Genomic DNA, 18,977 nt, shown 5'->3' on the forward strand with positions numbered 1-18,977 from the left:
GGAATGGCTGATGACCTGGCAAGAGCCGTTGCTGCGCACCGGTCAGGTCATCCTGATTGTGCTGCTGGCCTGGTTGTTTCAGCGCATTCTCACCCGTGGCATCACCCGCCTCGGTAACCGCTACCCGCAGTTGCCGGCCGAGTTGCTGATGCCGCTGCGCGGTCTGCTGCGCTGGCTGATTCTCGGTAGCGCATTCATGTTGGTGCTGGAGCGTCTGGGCGTTTCCGCGCAGGTGCTGTGGACCGCACTGACCGGCTTTGCCGCCGTCGCTGCAGTGGCCTTTTTCGCCATCTGGAGCGTGTTGTCCAACATGTTCTGCGCGTTGTTGATCTTCGCCATGGGGCCGTTTCGTATCGGTGACTGTGTCGAAGTGCTGGAAAGCGCCGACAAGCCCGGGGTGCGCGGCAGAGTGATGGCGATCAACCTGTTCTATACCACCCTGGAAGATCTCAGCGGTGATGCGCCTGGTGCCTGGGTGCAGATTCCCAATAGCCTGTTTTTTCAAAAAGCCGTGCGCCGCTGGCGCAATGGCGAACTCCCCCCTGAACGTAAGAGCGAGAACTGATTCCTATGGAATGGCTAGCCAGCCCTGAACTCTGGGTCGCATTTTTGACCCTGACCGCCCTGGAAATTGTCCTGGGCATCGACAACATCATCTTTATCTCGATCCTGGTCAGCCGTCTGCCCAAGCATCAGCAACCCAAGGCGCGCTTCTTCGGCCTGGCCCTGGCGATGGGCACGCGGATTCTCCTGCTGCTGTCGATCAGCTGGGTGATGCGCCTGACCGCCGATCTGTTCCATGTGTTCGATCAGGGCTTCTCCGGCCGTGATCTGATCCTGTTCTTCGGTGGCCTGTTCCTGTTGTGGAAGAGTACTGCGGAGATCTTCCACAGCCTGGAAGGCGAAGAAGAAGCCCAATCCGTCGGTGGCAAGACCTATGGCTTTATGGGGATCATCGTACAGATCGCGATCATCGACATCGTGTTCTCCCTGGACTCGGTAATCACTGCGGTCGGCCTGGTCGACAACGTGCCCGTCATGGTCGCGGCCATTGTGATTTCGGTGATCGTGATGATGCTGTCAGCCGGCACTATCAGCGACTTTATCGACAAGCACCCGAGCCTGAAAATTCTTGCCCTGTCGTTCCTCATCGTGGTCGGTACCGTGTTGATCGCCGAAGCCTTCGAGGTGCATGTGCCGAAGGGTTATGTGTACTTCGCCATGGCCTTCTCGCTGGCGGTGGAAGCCGTCAATATCCGCATGCGTACCGCTCGTGCTCGTGCACGCAAGGAGGAAGAGGCGGAGCCGGTGCAGTTGCGCAAGGACTTGCCAAACTAAGCCACAGGCTGGGCGAGGCAATCGACAAGGGGTAGGCTAAGGCCTACCCCTTTTTATTTCGCATTTGTTTAATGGAGAAATGCCATGGCACTGGAAACCTGGCTTGCGTTCTTTGTGGCCTGTTGGGTCATTAGCCTGTCGCCGGGTGCCGGGGCGATTGCCTCGATGTCGGCCGGGCTGCAATACGGTTTTTTGCGTGGTTACTGGAATGCTCTGGGCTTGCAGCTGGGCCTGGCCTTGCAGATTGCCATCGTAGCCGCCGGTGTTGGGGCGATTCTGGCGGCATCGGAGCTGGCTTTCAGCCTGATCAAATGGTTTGGCGTGGTCTATCTGGTCTACCTCGGCTATCGCCAGTGGCAGGCGCTGCCCAGTGATATGGCCGCGCAGACCGAGCGCCCCATCGGCCGGCCGCTGACCCTGGTGCTGCGCGGCTTTCTGGTCAACTTCAGCAACCCCAAGGCGATCGTCTTTATGCTCGCGGTGCTGCCGCAGTTCCTTAACCCGCAGGCACCGCTGCTGATGCAGTACCTGGTGATGGGGGTGACCATGATCTGCGTCGACCTGATTGTTATGGCCGGTTACACCGGTCTGGCTGCCCGGGTGTTGGGCGCGCTGCGTTCGCCACGTCAGCAGAAACTGATGAACCGTACATTCGGCGCGCTGTTTGTCGGCGCGGCGGCACTGCTGGCCAGCGTGCGGCGCGCGCCGGTCTGATCTTCGCCGGTATCGCTACCAGGGAATCGGCTGGCCGTCCCAGCCCCAGAAGCTGCCTGTCTGCGCCGGACCATGCTGTTCGATTTGCGCCAGCAGGCACTCGGCTGAATAGTTCGGGGTAAACAGCTTGTCGGCTGGCACATTGGCCTGAAAGGGTTTCGACAGTTCGGTGTCGGTGGTTCCAGGGTGCAGGCTGAGCACGCAGCTGTTGGGGTTGAGACGGCTTAACTCGATGCTCGCGGTGTGCAGCAACTGGTTGAGTGCGGCTTTGCTGGCGCGGTAGCTGTACCAGCCGCCGAGGCGGTTGTCGCCAATCGAACCGACCCGTGCCGACAGCGCCGCCACAGTGCAGGCGTGCTGACCACGCAGCAGCGGCAGCAGGTGCTTGAGCAGCAGAATCGGCGCAAAGCTGTTGCGTTGAAAGGTTGCCAGTAGCCCTTCAAGACTGATCTGGCTTAGGCCTTTCTCGGCTTTCGCTGCGCCGTCCTGCAGCACACCAACGGTACACAGCAACAGGTGCAGGCGTGGCATGGCGGCACGTAAATGCATGGCCATCGCGCTCAGCGCCTGTTCATCGCACACGTCCACATCCAGGCAGCGCAGGCGTTGGCCGTATTGCGCTTGCAGCTCAAGCAAGCCGGGGGACTGGTTGGCGTGGCGGGCGATGGCCCACACTTCAGCAATATCAGCGCGCGCCAGCAGCTGCGCGGTGAGGGCCAGACCGATTCCCCGGCTGGCACCGCAGACCACGACATGCGCTGGTTCTTCAAGGCGTTGCCAAAACGTCATCGCATCACTCCTGCATCCTTGCGACGATCCGTCGCAGGCCATGGTCGATCAAAGGTTGAGGAAAATCATTAGGAGGGTAACAATCGAATGTCATCCATTCGTATTTGGGATCCACTCCTATATGACTTCCGTATTACGTTTCTGCAGCTGGTTGCTGGTGCCTGTGTTGGCATTCTGCAGCCTGGCTGTTATGGCCGAGCCCATTGACGGCGCGGCGCAAGCGTTGCATCTGCTCGGTTACCTGGGCGCTGACTACCCGGCCACCGTGGCCAATGGTCAGGTGATCGACTCCGGTGAGTACCGTGAGCAGCTTGAGTTTCTTACTGTACTGCAAGGGCTGATCGTTGCGCTGCCAGCGCGTAACGAGCAAGCCGAGTTGCAGCAGGGTGTTGCCAGTCTGCGCCAGGGCATTGAGCAACGTGTCGACGGCGGCCAGGTTGCGCTGCAGGCCCGGCAGTTGGCCGCGACCTTGGCCAGCGCTTATGGCGTCAGTCAGACCCCAGCAATCACCCCTGATCCTAGTCGTGGCGCGCCGCTGTTTGCCCAGCACTGCAGCGTGTGCCACGGCGACAGCGGTGCGGGTGATGGGCCGGCCGGTATCGGCCTGGAACCGCCACCAGCCAACCTGCGCGACCTGGCGCGGCTCAACCGATTGAGCCTGTATGACCTGTTCAACACCATCGGTCTGGGCATCGAAGGCACCGATATGGCGGCTTTTGCCGATCAGTTGGATGAGCGTCAGCGCTGGGACCTGGCCAGTTATATCGCTGGCTTCAGTGCCGAGCCGGTTGCCGCCGGCGCGCCGTTCACGGTGGCGGTGTTGGCCGGCACAACCCCGGATGAAGTGGCGGCAGCGCAGGGTGATGAGGCGGCTGCACGCTTCCGCGTCCAGCGTGCCCAGCCACCGGCGCAGCAGCGCGGCCCACTGCAGTTGATCGAGCACACTCGCGCCACCTTGGAGCAGAGCCTGGCAGCCTACCGGGCGGGCGATCACGAGCAGGCCTATGATCTGTCCGTTGGCGCTTACCTGGAGGGCTTCGAGCTGGTCGAAAGCGCCCTGGATAACCTCGACTCGGTGCAGCGCAAGACCACCGAGCGTGCGCTGATGGCTTACCGCCAGGCGCTGCAGGATGGCCTGTCGGTACCCCTGGCGGCGCAGCGGCTGGAGCAGGCCAAGGCCGAGCTGGCGACGTCTGCCGCATTGCTCGACAGCGATGGCTTGTCGGACTCACTGAGTTTCTTCTCCAGCCTGCTGATTCTGCTGCGTGAAGGACTGGAGGCGATTCTGGTGCTGGCGGCGATTCTGGCTTTCCTGCGCAACACTGGCCAGCAACAGGCGGTGCGCAGCGTGCATATCGGCTGGGGCCTGGCGCTGCTGGCTGGCGCGGGCACCTGGGCGTTGGCGGCGTATTTGATCGATGTCAGCGGTGCGCAGCGTGAACTGCTGGAAGGCGTGACTGCGCTGTTTGCCAGCGTGATGGTGCTCTGGCTCGGCGTGTGGATGCATGACCGCCGGCATGCGGCGGCCTGGCAGGATTACATCAAGAGCAGCCTGGTCGGCGGTGGCGGGCGTTTCGGCTTTGCTGTGCTGGCGTTCTTCTCGGTGTACCGCGAGTTGTTCGAAGTCATCCTGTTCTACGAAACCCTCTGGCTGCAGGCCGGTCCGCAAGGCCACGGCATGGTGCTGGCGGGTGCGGCGGCGGCTTTGGTTCTGCTGCTGGGGCTGGCCTGGGTGATTCTGCGCGGCTCACGCAAACTGCCGCTGGCGACCTTCTTCGGTGTCAATGCGGTGTTGCTCTGTGTGCTCTCGGTGGTATTCGCTGGCCATGGCGTCGCGGCGCTGCAGGAAGCTGGAGTGCTCGGTACGCGGCCGGTGGCATTCTTCGAGTTCGACTGGCTGGGTATTCACGACGATGCCTACAGCCTGGCGGCCCAGGCTGCGGCGCTGGCAGCCATTACGCTGCTGTACGGGCGCAGCTGGCTGGGCGAGCGTCGCCGTTTGTCTCAGGCGTAAAGCGCAGTGGTGGCCGGCATGGCTTAACATGCCGGCTTTAGTGCCGCTGGAGAGTGCAGGGTGATGCGAGTCTGGATTGATGCCGATGCCTGCCCCAAGGCAGCCAAGGACCAGGTGGTGAAGTTCGCCTTGAAGCGGCACTTCGAGGTGCTGTTGGTGGCGGGGCAGGCGCAGGTCAAACCGGCCTACAGCTGTGTGCGGCTGATTGTGGTGCCCAGCGGTCCGGATGCAGCGGATGACTACCTGGTGGAACATGCGCTGCCGGGTGAGCTGGTGATCTGCAGCGACGTGCCGCTGGCCGACCGCTTGGTGAAGAAGGGCGTGGCTGCCCTCGACCCGCGTGGCCGCGAGTTTGATGAGCGCAACATGGGCGACAAACTGGCCGTGCGTAACCTCTTCACCGAGTTGCGCGAGCTGGGTCAGGTGGGTGGCGGTCAGCCGCCTTATGGTGAGCGCGACAAGCAGGCGTTTGCCAATTCATTGGATCGCATTCTCACGCGTTTGCAGCGCAGTTAGCTTTTTACCCGCACAGGTAAGTGCCAGTGCCGACGGCGACCAGGGTGCCGTCATCGCTGTGCAGCTCGCTGCGCACCACCGCTACCTTGTTGCCGGTACGCAGCAGCACGGCGCTGGCGGTAAAGCGCTGGCCACGGCCGGGGCGCAGGTAGTCGATGCGCAGGTCGATGGTGCCGAGCTTGGACAGCCGCGCCATGCGTTCGGCGCTGGACAGATGCTGGTGCTTGTCGAAAGCACCGATCAGCGCCATGGCCCCGCCAGCCACATCCAGCAGCGAGGAAATCACTCCACCATGCAGGATGCCGTGGACGAAGTTGCCAATCAGTTCGGGCTTCATCGGCAGGTGCATGGTGACACGCTGAGCGCTCAGTTCATCCAGCTCGATGCCGAGCATCTGGTTGAAGGGAATACGCTGGAAGAAGCTGCCGACCGCCTGTTGCAGTTCGGCGGTGAGCTCGAAAGGTGGGTTGCTCATGGGAGTCGTGCCTGGGCGGATGGATGATCAACCTGCCGCACTACGGCCGCTGTGACCAGTGGCGCGGCCGGAGTACCGCGCGCATTGGCGTGATTGGCTTGCTATCGGCCTGATCGGTGGCTGATCAGGTCGTAGACTTAAGCCGGTTGGCTGAGCTCCAGCACCCGATCGACCAGCTTGTTGATCCCCGAGGCGGCCTCACTGATCGACTGGGCGGACATATAGGCCGGGGTGGTCACCAGCTTGCGCTCGGCGTCTTCGACAATCTCGCTGACTTCGCATTCATGGTGCTCGGCGCCCATCTGCACCACGGCAGCGGCGGTTTCATGGTCCTTGCCGATGGTGCAGATCACGCCCGCGCCGAAGATTTTTGCCGCCAGTGCCGGGGCAATGCACATCAAGCCCACCGGCTTGCCGGCCTTGACGAAGGCCTGGGTGGCGCTCAGTACATCGGGCTGCACGGTGCAGTTGGCGCCGCTGATGGCGAAGTCGGAAAGGTTTTTTGCCACGCCGAAGCCGCCTGGCAGGATCAGCGCATCGAAGTCGCCGACATGCAGCTCCTTGACGTCCTTGATCTTGCCGCGGGCGATGCGCGCCGATTCAACCAGTACGTTGCGCGTGTCGTCCATTTCGTCGCCACTGTAGTGATCGACCACGTGCAGCTGCGGCACGTTGGGGGCAAAGCACTGCACCTGCGCGCCGCGCTGATCGAGGCGCAGCAGGGTGATCACGCTTTCATGGATTTCCGCGCCGTCGTAGACGCCACAGCCGGAAAGAATCACCGCGACTTTCTTGTTCATCAAATTCTCCTGAATAACCAGCTGTACCGAATTGAGTCGTGTCGTCGCCTGAACCCTAATGTCGCCATATGCCACCCAGGTTGGCATGGCGCGCCGCGAGGCGGAAGTAGCGCTGGGCTAGGATTTATTGAGCAATCCTAGCCGTTAGCCTCGTGCAGCGATATGGCGATTCTATGCAACCGGTGAAACCATGAATTACATCCTCTATGCCGTACCGTTCTTCTTTGCCTTGATCGCTCTTGAGCTGCTGCTCGACCGCTGGCGCGGGGTCAGCACCTACCGCTTCTCCGACGCCGTCAACAGCCTCAGCGCCGGGGTGCTGTCGACTACCGTGGGCCTGCTGACCAAGGCCGTCGGGTTACTCACCTACACCCTGGCCTGGCAGCACTTCGGTGTGTTCGAGTTGTCGGCCAGCAGTCTGTGGGTCTGGCTGTTTGCCTTCGTCTTCTACGACTTCTGTTACTACTGGAACCACCGTCTGGGCCATGAGCGCAATGTGCTCTGGGCCGCGCATTCGGTGCATCACCAGAGTGAGGACTACAACCTCTCCACCGCGTTGCGGCAGACCAGTACGGGTTTCATCTTCGGCTGGATCTTCTACCTGCCGATGGCGCTGATCGGTGTGCCGCCGCTGGTATTCCTCACCGTGGCTGCGTTGAACCTGCTGTATCAGTTCTGGGTGCACACCCGGCATATCCCCAAACTGGGCTGGTTCGAGTGGTTCTTCATCACGCCGTCCAACCACCGTGTGCACCATGCGCAGAATGCTGCGTATATGGATCGCAATTACGGCGGAGTGTTCATTCTCTGGGATCGGTTGTTCGGCACCTTTCAGGAGGAACTGGACGAAGAACCGGTGATCTTTGGCGTGACCACGCCGCTGGCCAGTTGGAACCCGCTGTGGGCCAATGCGCAGTTCTATGTCGCGCTGTGGCGTGATGCCGTGCGGGCCGAGTCCTGGTGGGACAAGCTGCGCATCTGGTTTATGCGCACCGGCTGGCGCCCGGCCGATGTCGCGGCCAAGTACCCGCAAACCAAACCGGACCTCAGCCAGTTCGTCAAATTCGATGTGCCGCTGAGCCTGGCGCAGAAGCTTTATGCCGGCGTGCAGTTCAGTCTGTATGTAGTGGCCGGCACCTTGCTGCTGGGCATGGGCGACACACTGAGCCTGATGCAGGCGCTGCTAGGCATCGTCTGGATGGCTGTGGGGCTGATGATCATCGGCAGCTGGCTAGAAAACCGGCCGACGGCCAGGCGCTGGGAAATGCTGCGTCTGCTGCTCAACCTGCCGGCAGTCTGGCTGGCCCTGCAGCTTGGCCTGCTGACCGCGCAGTCACTGCTCTGGGCGCTGCTGCTGGGCTACAGCTTGCTGAGTCTGGGCGCGCTGTTCTGGGCCCCGCGCGGGCAGGATGCTGTGCCAGCCTAAACTTTATTCATGGCTGGCCTTACAACGGTGGACAGGTGCAGGCCTGTCCACCGTTGTGCTTTCCGGGTCGGGGAAACGGCTGTGGTGTATATGCGTGATACATATCTTCGCCACAGTTGCGGCGCTATGCTTGCTGGGCTTGCGGCAAGCGGTCGCAGCGCTGTCGTGCGTTGTCATACTTTGGTCATAATGGCCGCTTATAACTGTCACACTCGCCCGTTGCTACGGGCTTCGGAGCCTGCCGTGAGCTTTACCCCCGCCAATCGTCTGTTTCCCGCCACTCGCCTGCGTCGCAACCGCCGTGATGATTTTTCCCGGCGTCTGGTGCGGGAAAACCGCCTGAGTGTCGATGACCTGATTCTGCCGGTATTCGTCCTCGACGGCGAAAACCGCCGCGAAGCGATTGTCTCGATGCCCGGCGTCGAGCGCCTGTCCATTGACCTGCTGCTCAAGGAAGCCGAACACTGGGTGGCCCTGGGCATTCCGGCGCTGGCGCTGTTCCCGGTGACTCCGCTGGAGAAAAAATCCCTGCTGGCTGAAGAAGCCTGGAACCCGGACGGCATCGCCCAGCGCGCCATCCGCGCCCTGCGCGCCAAGTTTCCCGAGTTGGGGGTGATCAGCGACGTGGCGCTGGACCCGTTCACCACGCACGGTCAGGACGGCATCCTCGATGAATCCGGCTATGTGCAGAACGACGTGACCGTTGATGCGCTGGTCAAGCAGGCGCTGTCACATGCCGCGGCCGGTGCTCAGGTGGTGGCGCCCTCGGACATGATGGATGGCCGCGTACAGGCGATCCGCGAGGCGCTGGAACTGGCCGATCACAGCAATGTGCGCATCATGGCCTACTCGGCCAAGTACGCCAGCGCCTACTACGGCCCGTTCCGCGACGCGGTGGGTTCGGCGGCCAATCTGGGCAAGGCCAACAAGGCCAGCTACCAAATGGACCCGGCCAATGGCGACGAAGCGCTGCATGAAGTAGCGGCCGATCTGGCCGAAGGCGCGGATATGGTCATGGTCAAGCCGGGTATGCCCTATCTGGACATCCTCTGGCGGGTCAAAGCGGAATTCAAGGTGCCGACCTTTGTCTATCAGGTCAGCGGTGAGTACGCCATGCATATGGCGGCGATCCAGAATGGTTGGTTGGGCGAGGCGGTGATTCTTGAATCACTGACTGCCTTCAAACGTGCGGGTGCCGATGGCATCCTGACTTATTTCGCCGTGCGCGCGGCAGAACTGCTGAAGCAGGGGCAATAGCCCCGCCAGGACTTTGTAATGAACACCGAAGGACTCAGTACCCCTGAATTGCAAGACGCCCAGCCGGTCGTCGACGAGGTTGTAGCCGTGGAAGTGCCTGTCATCGAAGCCCCAGTGCCGGTCGCCCCGGCGCCTGTGGTGATCCATAACCTGGATGACAGCAGCCTGTACATTCACCGCGAGCTGTCGCAGTTGCAATTCAATATCCGCGTGCTGGAACAGGCGCTGGATGAGTCCTATCCGCTGTTGGAGCGGCTGAAATTTCTGCTGATCTTCTCCAGCAACCTCGACGAGTTCTTCGAGATCCGAGTGGCCGGGCTGAAGAAGCAGATCAACTTTGCCCGCGAACAGGCCGGTGCCGATGGTCTGCAGCCGCATCAGGCGCTGGCGCGGATTGCCGAGCTGGTGCACGAGCAGGTGGATCGCCAGTACGCGATTCTCAACGACACCCTGTTTCCGGCGCTGGCCAAGCACAACGTCAACTTTATCCGTCGGCGTTTCTGGACGGCCAAGCACAAGGCCTGGGTACGGCGCTATTTCCGCGACGAGATCGCGCCGATCATCACCCCGATCGGCCTCGATCCGACGCACCCGTTCCCGTTGCTGGTGAACAAGAGCCTGAACTTTATCGTCGAGCTGGAAGGTATCGACGCCTTCGGCCGCGACTCGGGTCTGGCGATCATCCCGGCGCCGCGCCTGCTGCCGCGCATTATCAAGGTTCCGGAAGACGTCGGTGGCCCTGGCGACAACTTCGTCTTCCTCTCCTCGATGATCCACGCCCATGCCGATGACCTGTTCCAGGGCATGAAGGTCAAGGGCTGCTACCAGTTCCGCCTGACCCGGAACGCTGACCTGTCGGTGGACACCGAGGACGTCGAAGACCTGGCCCGCGCTCTGCGCGGTGAGCTGTTCAGCCGTCGTTATGGCGATGCAGTGCGCCTGGAAGTGGTCGACACCTGCCCACGGCCGCTACTCGATTACCTGCTCAAACAGTTCAGCTTGACCGAGGCCGAGTTGTACCGGGTCAATGGTCCGGTCAACCTGACCCGCCTGTTCAGCATCACCGGCCTGGAAAGCCACCCGGAGCTGCAATACACACCGTTTACCCCGGTGATCCCCAAGCTGTTGCAGAACGCCGAGAACATTTTCAGTGTGGTCAGTAAGCAGGACATTCTGCTGCTGCACCCCTTCGAGTCGTTCACCCCGGTGGTCGATCTGCTGCGTCAGGCGGCGAAAGATCCGCATGTACTGGCCATCAAGCAGACGCTGTACCGCTCCGGTGCCAACTCGGAGATCGTCGATGCGCTGGTGGAAGCCGCGCGCAACGGCAAGGAAGTCACGGCGGTAATCGAGCTACGGGCGCGCTTTGATGAAGAGTCCAACCTGCAGCTTGCTAGCCGCCTGCAGGCCGCTGGAGCGGTGGTGATCTACGGTGTGGTTGGCTTTAAAACCCACGCCAAGATGATGCTGATTCTGCGCCGCGAGAGTGGCGATATCGTCCGCTACGCCCACCTCGGCACCGGCAACTACCACGCTGGCAACGCCAAACTGTACACCGACTACAGCCTGCTGACCGCCGATATGGCGCTGTGCGAGGACGTCTCCAAGCTGTTCAGTCAGCTGATTGGCATGGGTAAGACCTTGCGCATGAAGAAGCTACTGCACGCGCCGTTTACCCTGAAAAAGACCCTGCTTGACATGATCGCCCGCGAAACCGCGCTGGCGGCCGAGGGTAAGCCGGCGCATATCATCGCCAAGTTCAACTCGCTGACTGATCCGAAGATCATCCGCGCGCTGTACAAGGCCAGCCAGACTGGGGTGAAGATCGACCTGGTGGTGCGCGGTATGTGCTGCTTGCGTCCAGGGATTGTCGGGGTCTCGCACAACATTCAGGTGCGCTCGATCATTGGCCGTTTCCTGGAGCACACGCGGGTGTTCTATTTCTCCAATGGCGGCGAGGAGAAGATCTACCTGTCGAGTGCCGACTGGATGGAGCGCAACCTCGACAAGCGCGTCGAGACTTGCTTCCCGGTGGAAGGCAAGAAGCTGATTCTGCGGGTCAAGAAGGAGCTGGAAAGCTATCTGACCGACAACACCCAGGCCTGGGTGCTACAGCCGGACGGGCGTTATCTGCGTGTCAGCCCCAGCGGCAACCAGAATCCGCGCAGCGCTCAGGCTGGCCTACTGGAGAAGCTGACGGCACCGCTGATCAGCGCGCGCTAAGCAAGGCTGCCACATCTATCTGAATGGCCCTCTCACACTATGGGCGAGGGCCGTGAGTATCAGCTCACACTCAGTTCAATCCCGATGCGCTTGAGCCACTCCGCTTCCTGGGTGAAATCTGCCTGGGTCAGCGGGTTGCTCTCCAGCCAGCCTTCAGGGAACTGAATATCCAGGCGCTGTTCGGCCGCTTTTAGCTGCACGTTGGGCATTTCCTGAGTACCACGGATGTGGTGGAACAGGATGGCAAAGCGCAGCAGCACGCAGAGGCGGATCAGTTTCATGCCCTCGGCGCCGAACTCGGCAAACTTGTCCTTGGGGATGTTGCGTCGATGGCCGCGCACCAAGAGCGCGAGCATCTGCTGATCCTGTCGCGAGAAGCCGGACAGGTCTGAGTGCTCGACCAGGTAAGCGCCGTGCTTGTGGTACTGGTAGTGGGCAATATCCAGGCCGACTTCATGCACTTTGGCCGCCCAGCTGAGCAACTCGCGGTGCCAGTCGTCTTCCAGCTGCCAATCCCCTGCGACCTTCTCCAGTGCCGAGAGTGCCTTGCTCTCGACCCGCGCGGCCTGCTCCAGGTCGACGTGGTAGCGCTCCATCAGCGAGCTCAGCGTGCGTTCACGCACGTCTTCATGCTGATGGCGGCCCAGTAGGTCGTACAGCACGCCTTCACGCAGCGCGCCTTCGGAATGGCTCATGCGCTGGATATCACAGGCATCGAAGATCGCTTCGAGAATCGCCAGGCCCGCCGGGAAGATGCCTCGGCGATCTGGCTTGATGCCATCGAGGTCGAGCTTTTCCACCTCACCAGCCTTGAATACTTTGCGTTTCAGCCAGGCCAGGCCCTGGGCGTTCACTTCGCCTGCGCCAAGGCCCGCCGCTTGAATGGTCAGGCCGATGGCCTTGATGGTGCCGGATGCGCCCACCGCGTCTTCCCAGCCCAGGCGGCGCAGAGCATGCTCAATGCCCATGATCTCCAGCCGCGCCGCTGTGTAGGCCTGGGCGTAACGCGCCGGGGTGATCTTGCCGTCCTTGAAGAAACGCTGGGTAAAGCTGACGCAGCCCATTTGCAGGCTTTCGCGCAGCAGTGGCTCGAAGCGCTGGCCGATGATGAACTCGGTGCTGCCGCCGCCAATATCGGCAACCAGACGCTTGCCAGGAGTGTCTGCGATGCTGTGCGACACACCGAGGTAGATCAGGCGCGCTTCTTCGCGCCCGGAGATGACTTCCACCGGGTGGCCGAGAATTTCTTCGGCGCGGCGGATAAATTCGCCACGGTTGCGCGCCTCACGCAGGGCATTGGTGCCCACTACGCGCACTGCGCCTTCCGGCAGGCTGGCGGTCAGCTGAGCGAAGCGGCGCAAGCAATCGAGCCCGCGCTGCATGGCTTCTTCGCTGAGCAGGCGCTGCTCGTCGATGCCGGCGGCCAACTGGACCTTGTCGCCGAGGCGTTCGAGGATGCGGATCTCGCCATGATCGGCTTTGGCCAGCACCATATGGAAGCTGTTGGAGCCCAGGTCGATAGCTGCAATCAAAGGAAAAGACTCGGCAGGGGTATGCGGCATGGCAGAACGATCTCAATGCGGAACCGCGCCATCGTGCCACGATAGGCTGGCCCCGCCAACGCATACTGATGTCGCAGGTACAGGCCACGCCGGCTGCACTAGGGCTCGTGCGGCGGCCGGCCAGGGCTTGCCGGCCGTCTGAATAAATTGTGACGCAGGCCTTTGCGCGGCTGGCTGGTGGCCAGGCCATAGAGAAGCTCAATTGCCACCGCCTTCCTGTGTGGGAAAAGCCGGGCTATGATGTCGCCCATCTTTTGCTTACGAACTCGGAGACTTTCCATGAGCGAATTCATCACCAACGTCAGCGATGCCAGTTTCGACCAGGATGTTCTCCAGGCCGAGGGTCCGGTGCTGGTCGACTACTGGGCTGAGTGGTGCGGCCCGTGCAAAATGATCGCGCCGGTGCTCGATGAGATCGCTCAGACCTATCAGGGCAAACTGAAAGTCTGCAAGCTGAACATCGATGAAAACCAGGACACCCCGCCGAAGTTCGGTGTGCGTGGCATCCCGACGCTGATGCTGTTCAAGAACGGCAATGTTGAAGCCACCAAAGTGGGCGCACTGTCCAAGTCGCAACTGGCAGCCTTCCTCGACAGCAACATCTAAGTTGCGCTGAGACGGCAACAAGCCCTGAAAGCCCTGCACATTGCGGGGCTTTTTTCTGTCTGGGCGCTAGACGTATGAATAAAACCGGTGTTACATTCGGCCTCGCTGCATTTCCTATGCAGCCCCCTGCAAGCCGTCGCCGACGCATTCCTATTCGAATCTTTCGATATACAAGCAGGCGATCAAGTCGCCTTCTCAGCGGCGCGGCCTCCCAAGCTAAATAGCTTATTCCCCTCCTTCATGATTACGTCATTCCTATGAATCTGACCGAACTCAAGCAAAAGCCGATTACCGAACTGCTGGAACTCGCTGAACAACAAGGCCTGGAAAACATGGCCCGTTCGCGCAAGCAGGACGTGATTTTCTCCCTGTTGAAAAAACACGCTAAAAGCGGTGAGGAAATCTCCGGTGATGGCGTGCTGGAGATTCTCCAGGACGGTTTCGGCTTTCTCCGCTCTGCGGATGCCTCGTACCTCGCTGGCCCCGATGACATCTACGTCTCGCCGAGCCAGATCCGCCGCTTCAACTTGCGTACTGGCGATACCATCGTCGGCAAGATTCGCCCGCCGAAAGAAGGCGAGCGTTACTTCGCGCTGCTCAAGGTTGACACGATCAACTACGACCGCCCGGAAAACGCCAAGAACAAGATTCTGTTCGAAAACCTGACGCCGTTGTTCCCCAACAAGCGTCTGGTGATGGAAGCTGGTAACGGCTCCACCGAGGACATCACCGGCCGGGTGATCGACCTCTGCGCCCCGATTGGCAAAGGCCAGCGTGGCCTGATCGTCGCACCGCCGAAAGCCGGTAAGACCATCATGCTGCAGAACATTGCCGCGAATATCGCGCGCAACAATCCCGAGTGCCACCTGATCGTTCTGCTGATCGACGAGCGCCCGGAAGAAGTGACCGAGATGCAGCGTACCGTGCGCGGCGAAGTGGTCGCGTCGACCTTCGACGAGCCGCCAACCCGTCACGTGCAAGTGGCCGAAATGGTCATCGAAAAGGCCAAGCGGCTGGTCGAACACAAGAAGGACGTGGTTATCCTGCTCGACTCCATCACCCGTCTGGCACGTGCCTACAACACAGTGATCCCAAGCTCCGGCAAGGTGCTCACCGGTGGTGTCGACGCCCACGCCCTGGAGAAGCCGAAACGCTTCTTCGGCGCAGCGCGTAACATCGAGGAAGGCGGTTCACTGACCATCATCGCCACCGCGCTGGTGGAAACCGGCTCGAAGATGGATGAAGTGATCTACGAAGAGTTCAAAGGCACCGGCAACATGGAGCTGCCGCTGGACCGTCGTATCGCTGAGAAGCGCGTATTCCCTGCGATCAACATCAATCGCGCCGGCACCCGTCGCGAAGAACTGTTGACCGCCGATGACGAACTGCAGCGCATGTGGATTCTGCGCAAGCTGCTGCACCCGATGGACGAGATTGCCGCCATCGAGTTCCTCACCGACAAGCTGAAAGCGACCAAGACGAACGAAGAGTTCTTCCAGTCGATGAAGCGTAAGTAAGGCGTTCTTCGCTTTATAACAAAAGCCGGGTAAGCCCGGCTTTTGTGTGTCTGGAAGCTGGCTTTCCCTTCTGAAAGACCCAGTTCGGCGCTAAACTTTGTGCCCCTATTGCTCGGCCCGAAACGAGGCATTTGCATGCAGTATCGTGATCTGCGCGACTTTATTCGCGGCCTGGAAGCGCGTGGTGAGCTTAAGCGCATCCAAACGCCGGTTTCCCCTGTACTGGAAATGACCGAAATCTGCGACCGTACCCTGCGTAAAGGCGGGCCGGCGCTGCTGTTCGAAAACCCCACAGGGTTTGATGTGCCGGTACTCGGCAACCTGTTCGGCACGCCCAAGCGCGTGGCGCTGGGTATGGGCGCGGAAGAGGTCAGCGAGCTGCGTGAAATCGGCAAGCTGCTGGCTTTTCTCAAGGAGCCCGAGCCGCCGAAAGGCCTCAAGGATGCCTGGAACAAGCTGCCGATCTACAAAAAGGTGCTGAGCATGGCGCCCAAGGTGCTGAAGGATGCGCCGTGCCAGGAAGTGATCGAAGAGGGCGACGACGTCGACCTCAGCAAGCTGCCCGTGCAGACCTGCTGGCCAGGTGATGTCGGCCCGTTGATTACCTGGGGCCTGACCATCACCAAAGGCCCGAACAAGGAACGGCAGAACCTCGGTATCTATCGCCAGCAGGTGATTGGCCGTAACAAGCTGATCATGCGCTGGCTCAGCCACCGTGGCGGCGCGCTGGACTTTCGCGAGTGGTGCCTGAAGTACCCGGATCGTCCTTATCCTGTGTGTGTGGCGCTGGGTGCTGATCCGGCCACCATCCTGGGTGCGGTGACACCTGTTCCCGATACGCTGTCTGAATACGCGTTTGCCGGTTTGTTGCGAGGCCACCGCACCGAGCTGATCAAGGCGCGTGGCAGCGATCTGCAGGTGCCGGCCAGCGCCGAAATCGTGCTGGAAGGCGTGATCCATCCGGGCGAGACCGCGCCGGAAGGTCCGTACGGCGATCACACCGGCTACTACAACGAGGTCGACACCTTCCCGGTTTTCACCGTCGAGCGTATCACCCGTCGGCAAAAACCGATCTACCACAGCACCTACACCGGTCGTCCGCCGGATGAACCGGCGATTCTCGGCGTGGCGCTGAACGAAGTGTTCGTGCCGATCCTGCAGAAGCAGTTTCCCGAGATCATCGACTTCTACCTGCCGCCTGAAGGCTGCTCGTATCGCATGGCGGTGGTGACCATCAAGAAGCAGTACCCCGGCCACGCCAAGCGCGTAATGCTCGGTGTGTGGTCGTTCCTGCGACAGTTCATGTACACCAAGTTCGTTATCGTCACCGACGACGATATCAACGCACGGGACTGGAATGACGTGATTTGGGCGATTACCACGCGCATGGACCCCAAGCGCGACACCGTGATGATCGACAATACACCGATCGATTACCTCGACTTTGCCTCGCCGATCTCGGGTTTGGGCTCGAAGATGGGGCTGGATGCCACCCACAAGTGGCCGGGCGAGACGACGCGCGAGTGGGGCCGGGCTATCGTTCAGGATGATGCGATCAAGCAGCGCGTCGACGCACTGTGGTCTGAGTTGGGAATTGATTGATGAAAGTCACCCTGAACCCTTCAGGCGCGGTACTTGACGTGCAGCCCCACGAACGCATCCTCGATGCGGCACGGCGGCTTGGGTATGACTGCCCGCAGAGCTGCCGCAATGGCAACTGCCATATCTGCGCAGCGCTGCTGGTTGAAGGCCGTGTGCAGCAGGGCGGGGTTGAGCTGAGTCAGGGTGAGCTGTTCACCTGCCTGGCCGAACCGCTGGAAGACTGTGTGCTGCACTGGGATGGTGTGCTGGCCCCTGGCGAGCTGCAGGTGCGTGAGCTGGCCTGCCAGGTGGTCGCGTGTGATGACGTGGGCGGTGATGTCTTTCGTCTGCGCCTGCAGGCGCCTGCCGGCAAGGTGCCGCGCTACCACGCAGGACAATACCTGCTGCTGCAGCGTGATGGTGACGATTACGCAGCGTTCTCCCTGGCTTCGGCGCCGCAACGTGGGCGTGAGCTGGAATTGCATGTGCTGGCTCGCGATGAGGCCACGGTTACGCTGATCGCCCAGCTGCGCCATAGCGGCCTGGTACGGGTGAAGCTGCCGTTCGGCGACACCCACCTGGCCGAGTTACCGGATGGGCCGCTGGTGCTGATTGCCGCCGGGACTGGCATGTCGCAGATGCACAGCTTGATCGAGCACTGCCGCGCCACTGGCTTTGCTCACCCGGTGCACTTGTACTGGGGGGCGCGCCGTCCGGACGACTTCTACGAACTGGAGCACTGGGCGCAGTGGCAGCAGGTGCCGAATCTATTTCTGCATCAGGTGGTCAGCGACCAGTGCGGCTGGCAGGGTCGTTGCGGCCTGCTGCACGAAGCAGTACGTGAAGATTTCCCCAGTCTTAAGGCGTTGCACGTTTACGCCAGCGGTTCGCCGGCGATGGTCTACGCCACCCTGGATGCGCTGGTGGAGGCCGGTATGGATGCCCATCAGATGCGCGCGGATGTATTCGCCTATGCGCCGCGCGGCTGAATCCCGCGCATAAAAAAGGCCGCCTGATGGGCGGCCTTTTGCTACGCGTGAGGTTTAGCGCACGCTGACGACGACTTTACCAACAGCCTTGCGCTGGCCGAGGGTGTTGATCGCCTCCGCCGCTTGCTGCAGTGGGAAGGTCTGCGACACCAGCGGCTTGAGCTTGCCTTCGGCGTGCCAGGCAAACAGCTGCTGGAAGTTGGCCGCGTTGTCCTGCGGCTGGCGCTGGGCAAACGAGCCCCAGAACACGCCGACCACGGCCGCGCCCTTGAGCAGGGTCAGGTTAACCGGCAATTCGGGGATGCGCCCGCTGGCAAAACCCACGACCAACAGGCGACCGTTCCAAGCGATGGAGCGGATGGCGGCATCGAACAGATCGCCACCCACCGGGTCATAGATCACGTCTGCGCCCTGGCCGCCCGTCAGGCGCTTTACTTCATCCTTAAGGTTGCTTTCGCTGTAGTTGATCAGCTCATCGGCGCCCGCGGCCTTGGCTACTTCGAGTTTTTCCGCGCTGCTGGCAGCGGCAATTACCTTGGCGCCCATGGCCTTGCCGATTTCCACGGCCGCCAGGCCAACGCCACCGGATGCGCCGAGTACCAGCAGGGTTTCACCTGGTTGCAGGTTGGCGCGCTGCTTGAGGGCGTGCATCGAGGTGCCGTAGGTCATGCCAAAGGCGGCCGCGCTGGCGAAATCCATGCTCGGCGGAATCGGCATGACGTTGTAGCCAGGCACCGCGACCTCTTCGGCAAAGCTGCCCCAGCCTGTGAGTGCCATCACCCGGTCGCCGACTTTCAGGTGGCTGACTTTTTCACCAATGGCCGTGATTATGCCAGCGGCCTCGCCACCCGGAGAGAACGGGAAGGGCGGTTTGAACTGGTACTTGCCTTCGATGATCAGGGTGTCGGGGAAGTTGACCCCCGCCGCATGCACTTGCAGCAGCACTTCATTCTTCTTCGCTTCGGGGCTGGCGATTTCTTCCAGTACTAGGGTTTCGGCGGGGCCGAAGGCTTTGCACAGCACGGCTTTCATCGGGCTTTTCCTCTGCGGTTGGTGGGCATGCAGTGTAGGTGCGGGCGATATCCGGTCAACAAGCATGCCTGCGCCTGATAGCGATGCATAAGCTTAGGGCTTGGGCTGCCGCCTGACTGTGGCTATGCTAAGGGCTGA

The 18,977-nt window shown here is 61.3% G+C and carries 17 protein-coding genes; 12 read left to right on the plus strand and 5 right to left on the minus strand.

Features of this window, described 5'->3' with window-relative positions; translation table 11 throughout:
• Positions 1 to 10: 10 nt before the first annotated feature.
• The 3 genes from CUR33_RS01260 to rhtB all read left to right on the plus strand — a co-directional run bounded on the left by CUR33_RS01260 (position 11) and on the right by rhtB (position 2,052).
• On the plus strand, positions 11 to 565 hold the full coding sequence (locus CUR33_RS01260; protein ID WP_374725347.1) for a mechanosensitive ion channel domain-containing protein: 555 nt from the start codon (positions 11 to 13) through the stop codon (positions 563 to 565).
• A gap of 5 nt (positions 566 to 570) precedes the next feature.
• Positions 571 to 1,338: a TerC family protein gene (locus CUR33_RS01265; protein ID WP_160086705.1), complete on the plus strand. Its 768-nt coding sequence runs from the start codon at positions 571 to 573 to the stop codon at positions 1,336 to 1,338.
• Between the two features lie 84 nt (positions 1,339 to 1,422).
• Entirely contained in the window at positions 1,423 to 2,052 is a 630-nt protein-coding gene (rhtB, locus tag CUR33_RS01270; RefSeq protein ID WP_170049865.1) for a homoserine/homoserine lactone efflux protein, read from the plus strand.
• Positions 2,053 to 2,067: 15 nt separating this feature from the next.
• On the opposite strand, the gene CUR33_RS01275 is transcribed toward rhtB, so the two are convergent.
• Entirely contained in the window at positions 2,068 to 2,841 is a 774-nt protein-coding gene (locus tag CUR33_RS01275; protein WP_289238452.1) for an SDR family NAD(P)-dependent oxidoreductase, read from the minus strand.
• Positions 2,842 to 2,962: 121 nt separating this feature from the next.
• On the opposite strand from CUR33_RS01275, the gene CUR33_RS01280 reads away from it, so the two are divergent.
• Both CUR33_RS01280 and CUR33_RS01285 read left to right on the plus strand, forming a co-directional pair.
• Entirely contained in the window at positions 2,963 to 4,855 is a 1,893-nt protein-coding gene (locus CUR33_RS01280) for a cytochrome c/FTR1 family iron permease (protein WP_289238453.1), read from the plus strand.
• 63 nt (positions 4,856 to 4,918) lie between these two features.
• Positions 4,919 to 5,371 carry a YaiI/YqxD family protein gene (locus CUR33_RS01285; RefSeq protein ID WP_289238454.1) on the plus strand — a complete coding sequence of 151 codons (453 nt, stop codon included), beginning with the start codon at positions 4,919 to 4,921 and terminating at the stop codon, positions 5,369 to 5,371.
• Positions 5,372 to 5,375: 4 nt separating this feature from the next.
• Here CUR33_RS01285 and CUR33_RS01290 read toward each other — a convergent pair whose 3' ends face one another.
• On the minus strand, positions 5,376 to 5,846 hold the full coding sequence (locus CUR33_RS01290) for a thioesterase family protein (RefSeq protein ID WP_289238455.1): 471 nt from the start codon (positions 5,844 to 5,846) through the stop codon (positions 5,376 to 5,378).
• 137 nt (positions 5,847 to 5,983) lie between these two features.
• Positions 5,984 to 6,646: an isoprenoid biosynthesis glyoxalase ElbB gene (gene elbB / locus CUR33_RS01295; RefSeq protein ID WP_090254666.1), complete on the minus strand. Its 663-nt coding sequence runs from the start codon at positions 6,644 to 6,646 to the stop codon at positions 5,984 to 5,986.
• A gap of 190 nt (positions 6,647 to 6,836) precedes the next feature.
• On the opposite strand from elbB, the gene CUR33_RS01300 reads away from it, so the two are divergent.
• From CUR33_RS01300 to ppk1, 3 genes are all read left to right on the plus strand, one after another.
• Positions 6,837 to 8,072 (plus strand): sterol desaturase family protein, encoded by a 1,236-nt coding sequence (locus CUR33_RS01300; protein WP_289238456.1) that lies wholly within the window; start codon positions 6,837 to 6,839, stop codon positions 8,070 to 8,072.
• Between the two features lie 243 nt (positions 8,073 to 8,315).
• Positions 8,316 to 9,329, plus strand: a complete 1,014-nt coding sequence (gene hemB, locus CUR33_RS01305; protein WP_289238457.1) for a porphobilinogen synthase — start codon at positions 8,316 to 8,318, stop codon at positions 9,327 to 9,329.
• A gap of 18 nt (positions 9,330 to 9,347) precedes the next feature.
• The gene (gene ppk1, locus CUR33_RS01310) at positions 9,348 to 11,552 is read left to right on the plus strand and encodes a polyphosphate kinase 1 (RefSeq protein ID WP_090254672.1); all 2,205 of its coding nucleotides are present in this window, start codon (positions 9,348 to 9,350) and stop codon (positions 11,550 to 11,552) included.
• 59 nt (positions 11,553 to 11,611) lie between these two features.
• Here ppk1 and ppx read toward each other — a convergent pair whose 3' ends face one another.
• The gene (ppx, locus tag CUR33_RS01315) at positions 11,612 to 13,114 is read right to left on the minus strand and encodes an exopolyphosphatase (protein WP_090254674.1); all 1,503 of its coding nucleotides are present in this window, start codon (positions 13,112 to 13,114) and stop codon (positions 11,612 to 11,614) included.
• 279 nt (positions 13,115 to 13,393) lie between these two features.
• On the opposite strand from ppx, the gene trxA reads away from it, so the two are divergent.
• From trxA to CUR33_RS01335, 4 genes are all read left to right on the plus strand, one after another.
• The gene (trxA, locus tag CUR33_RS01320) at positions 13,394 to 13,720 is read left to right on the plus strand and encodes a thioredoxin TrxA (RefSeq protein WP_090241426.1); all 327 of its coding nucleotides are present in this window, start codon (positions 13,394 to 13,396) and stop codon (positions 13,718 to 13,720) included.
• 257 nt (positions 13,721 to 13,977) lie between these two features.
• A complete protein-coding gene (gene rho, locus CUR33_RS01325) occupies positions 13,978 to 15,237 on the plus strand; it encodes a transcription termination factor Rho (protein ID WP_160014921.1) in 1,260 nt (419 codons plus the stop codon).
• 135 nt (positions 15,238 to 15,372) lie between these two features.
• The gene (gene ubiD / locus CUR33_RS01330; protein ID WP_160086725.1) at positions 15,373 to 16,839 is read left to right on the plus strand and encodes a 4-hydroxy-3-polyprenylbenzoate decarboxylase; all 1,467 of its coding nucleotides are present in this window, start codon (positions 15,373 to 15,375) and stop codon (positions 16,837 to 16,839) included.
• Positions 16,839 to 17,807: a CDP-6-deoxy-delta-3,4-glucoseen reductase gene (locus CUR33_RS01335; protein ID WP_289238458.1), complete on the plus strand. Its 969-nt coding sequence runs from the start codon at positions 16,839 to 16,841 to the stop codon at positions 17,805 to 17,807. The genes ubiD and CUR33_RS01335 overlap by 1 nt, the downstream gene beginning before the upstream one ends.
• A 54-nt stretch (positions 17,808 to 17,861) precedes the next feature.
• On the opposite strand, the gene CUR33_RS01340 is transcribed toward CUR33_RS01335, so the two are convergent.
• A complete protein-coding gene (locus CUR33_RS01340; protein WP_289238459.1) occupies positions 17,862 to 18,839 on the minus strand; it encodes an NADPH:quinone oxidoreductase family protein in 978 nt (325 codons plus the stop codon).
• Positions 18,840 to 18,977: the final 138 nt, after the last annotated feature.

The organism is Pseudomonas sp. FEMGT703P, from assembly GCF_002786345.1.
GTDB lineage: Bacteria > Pseudomonadota > Gammaproteobacteria > Pseudomonadales > Pseudomonadaceae > Aquipseudomonas > Aquipseudomonas peli.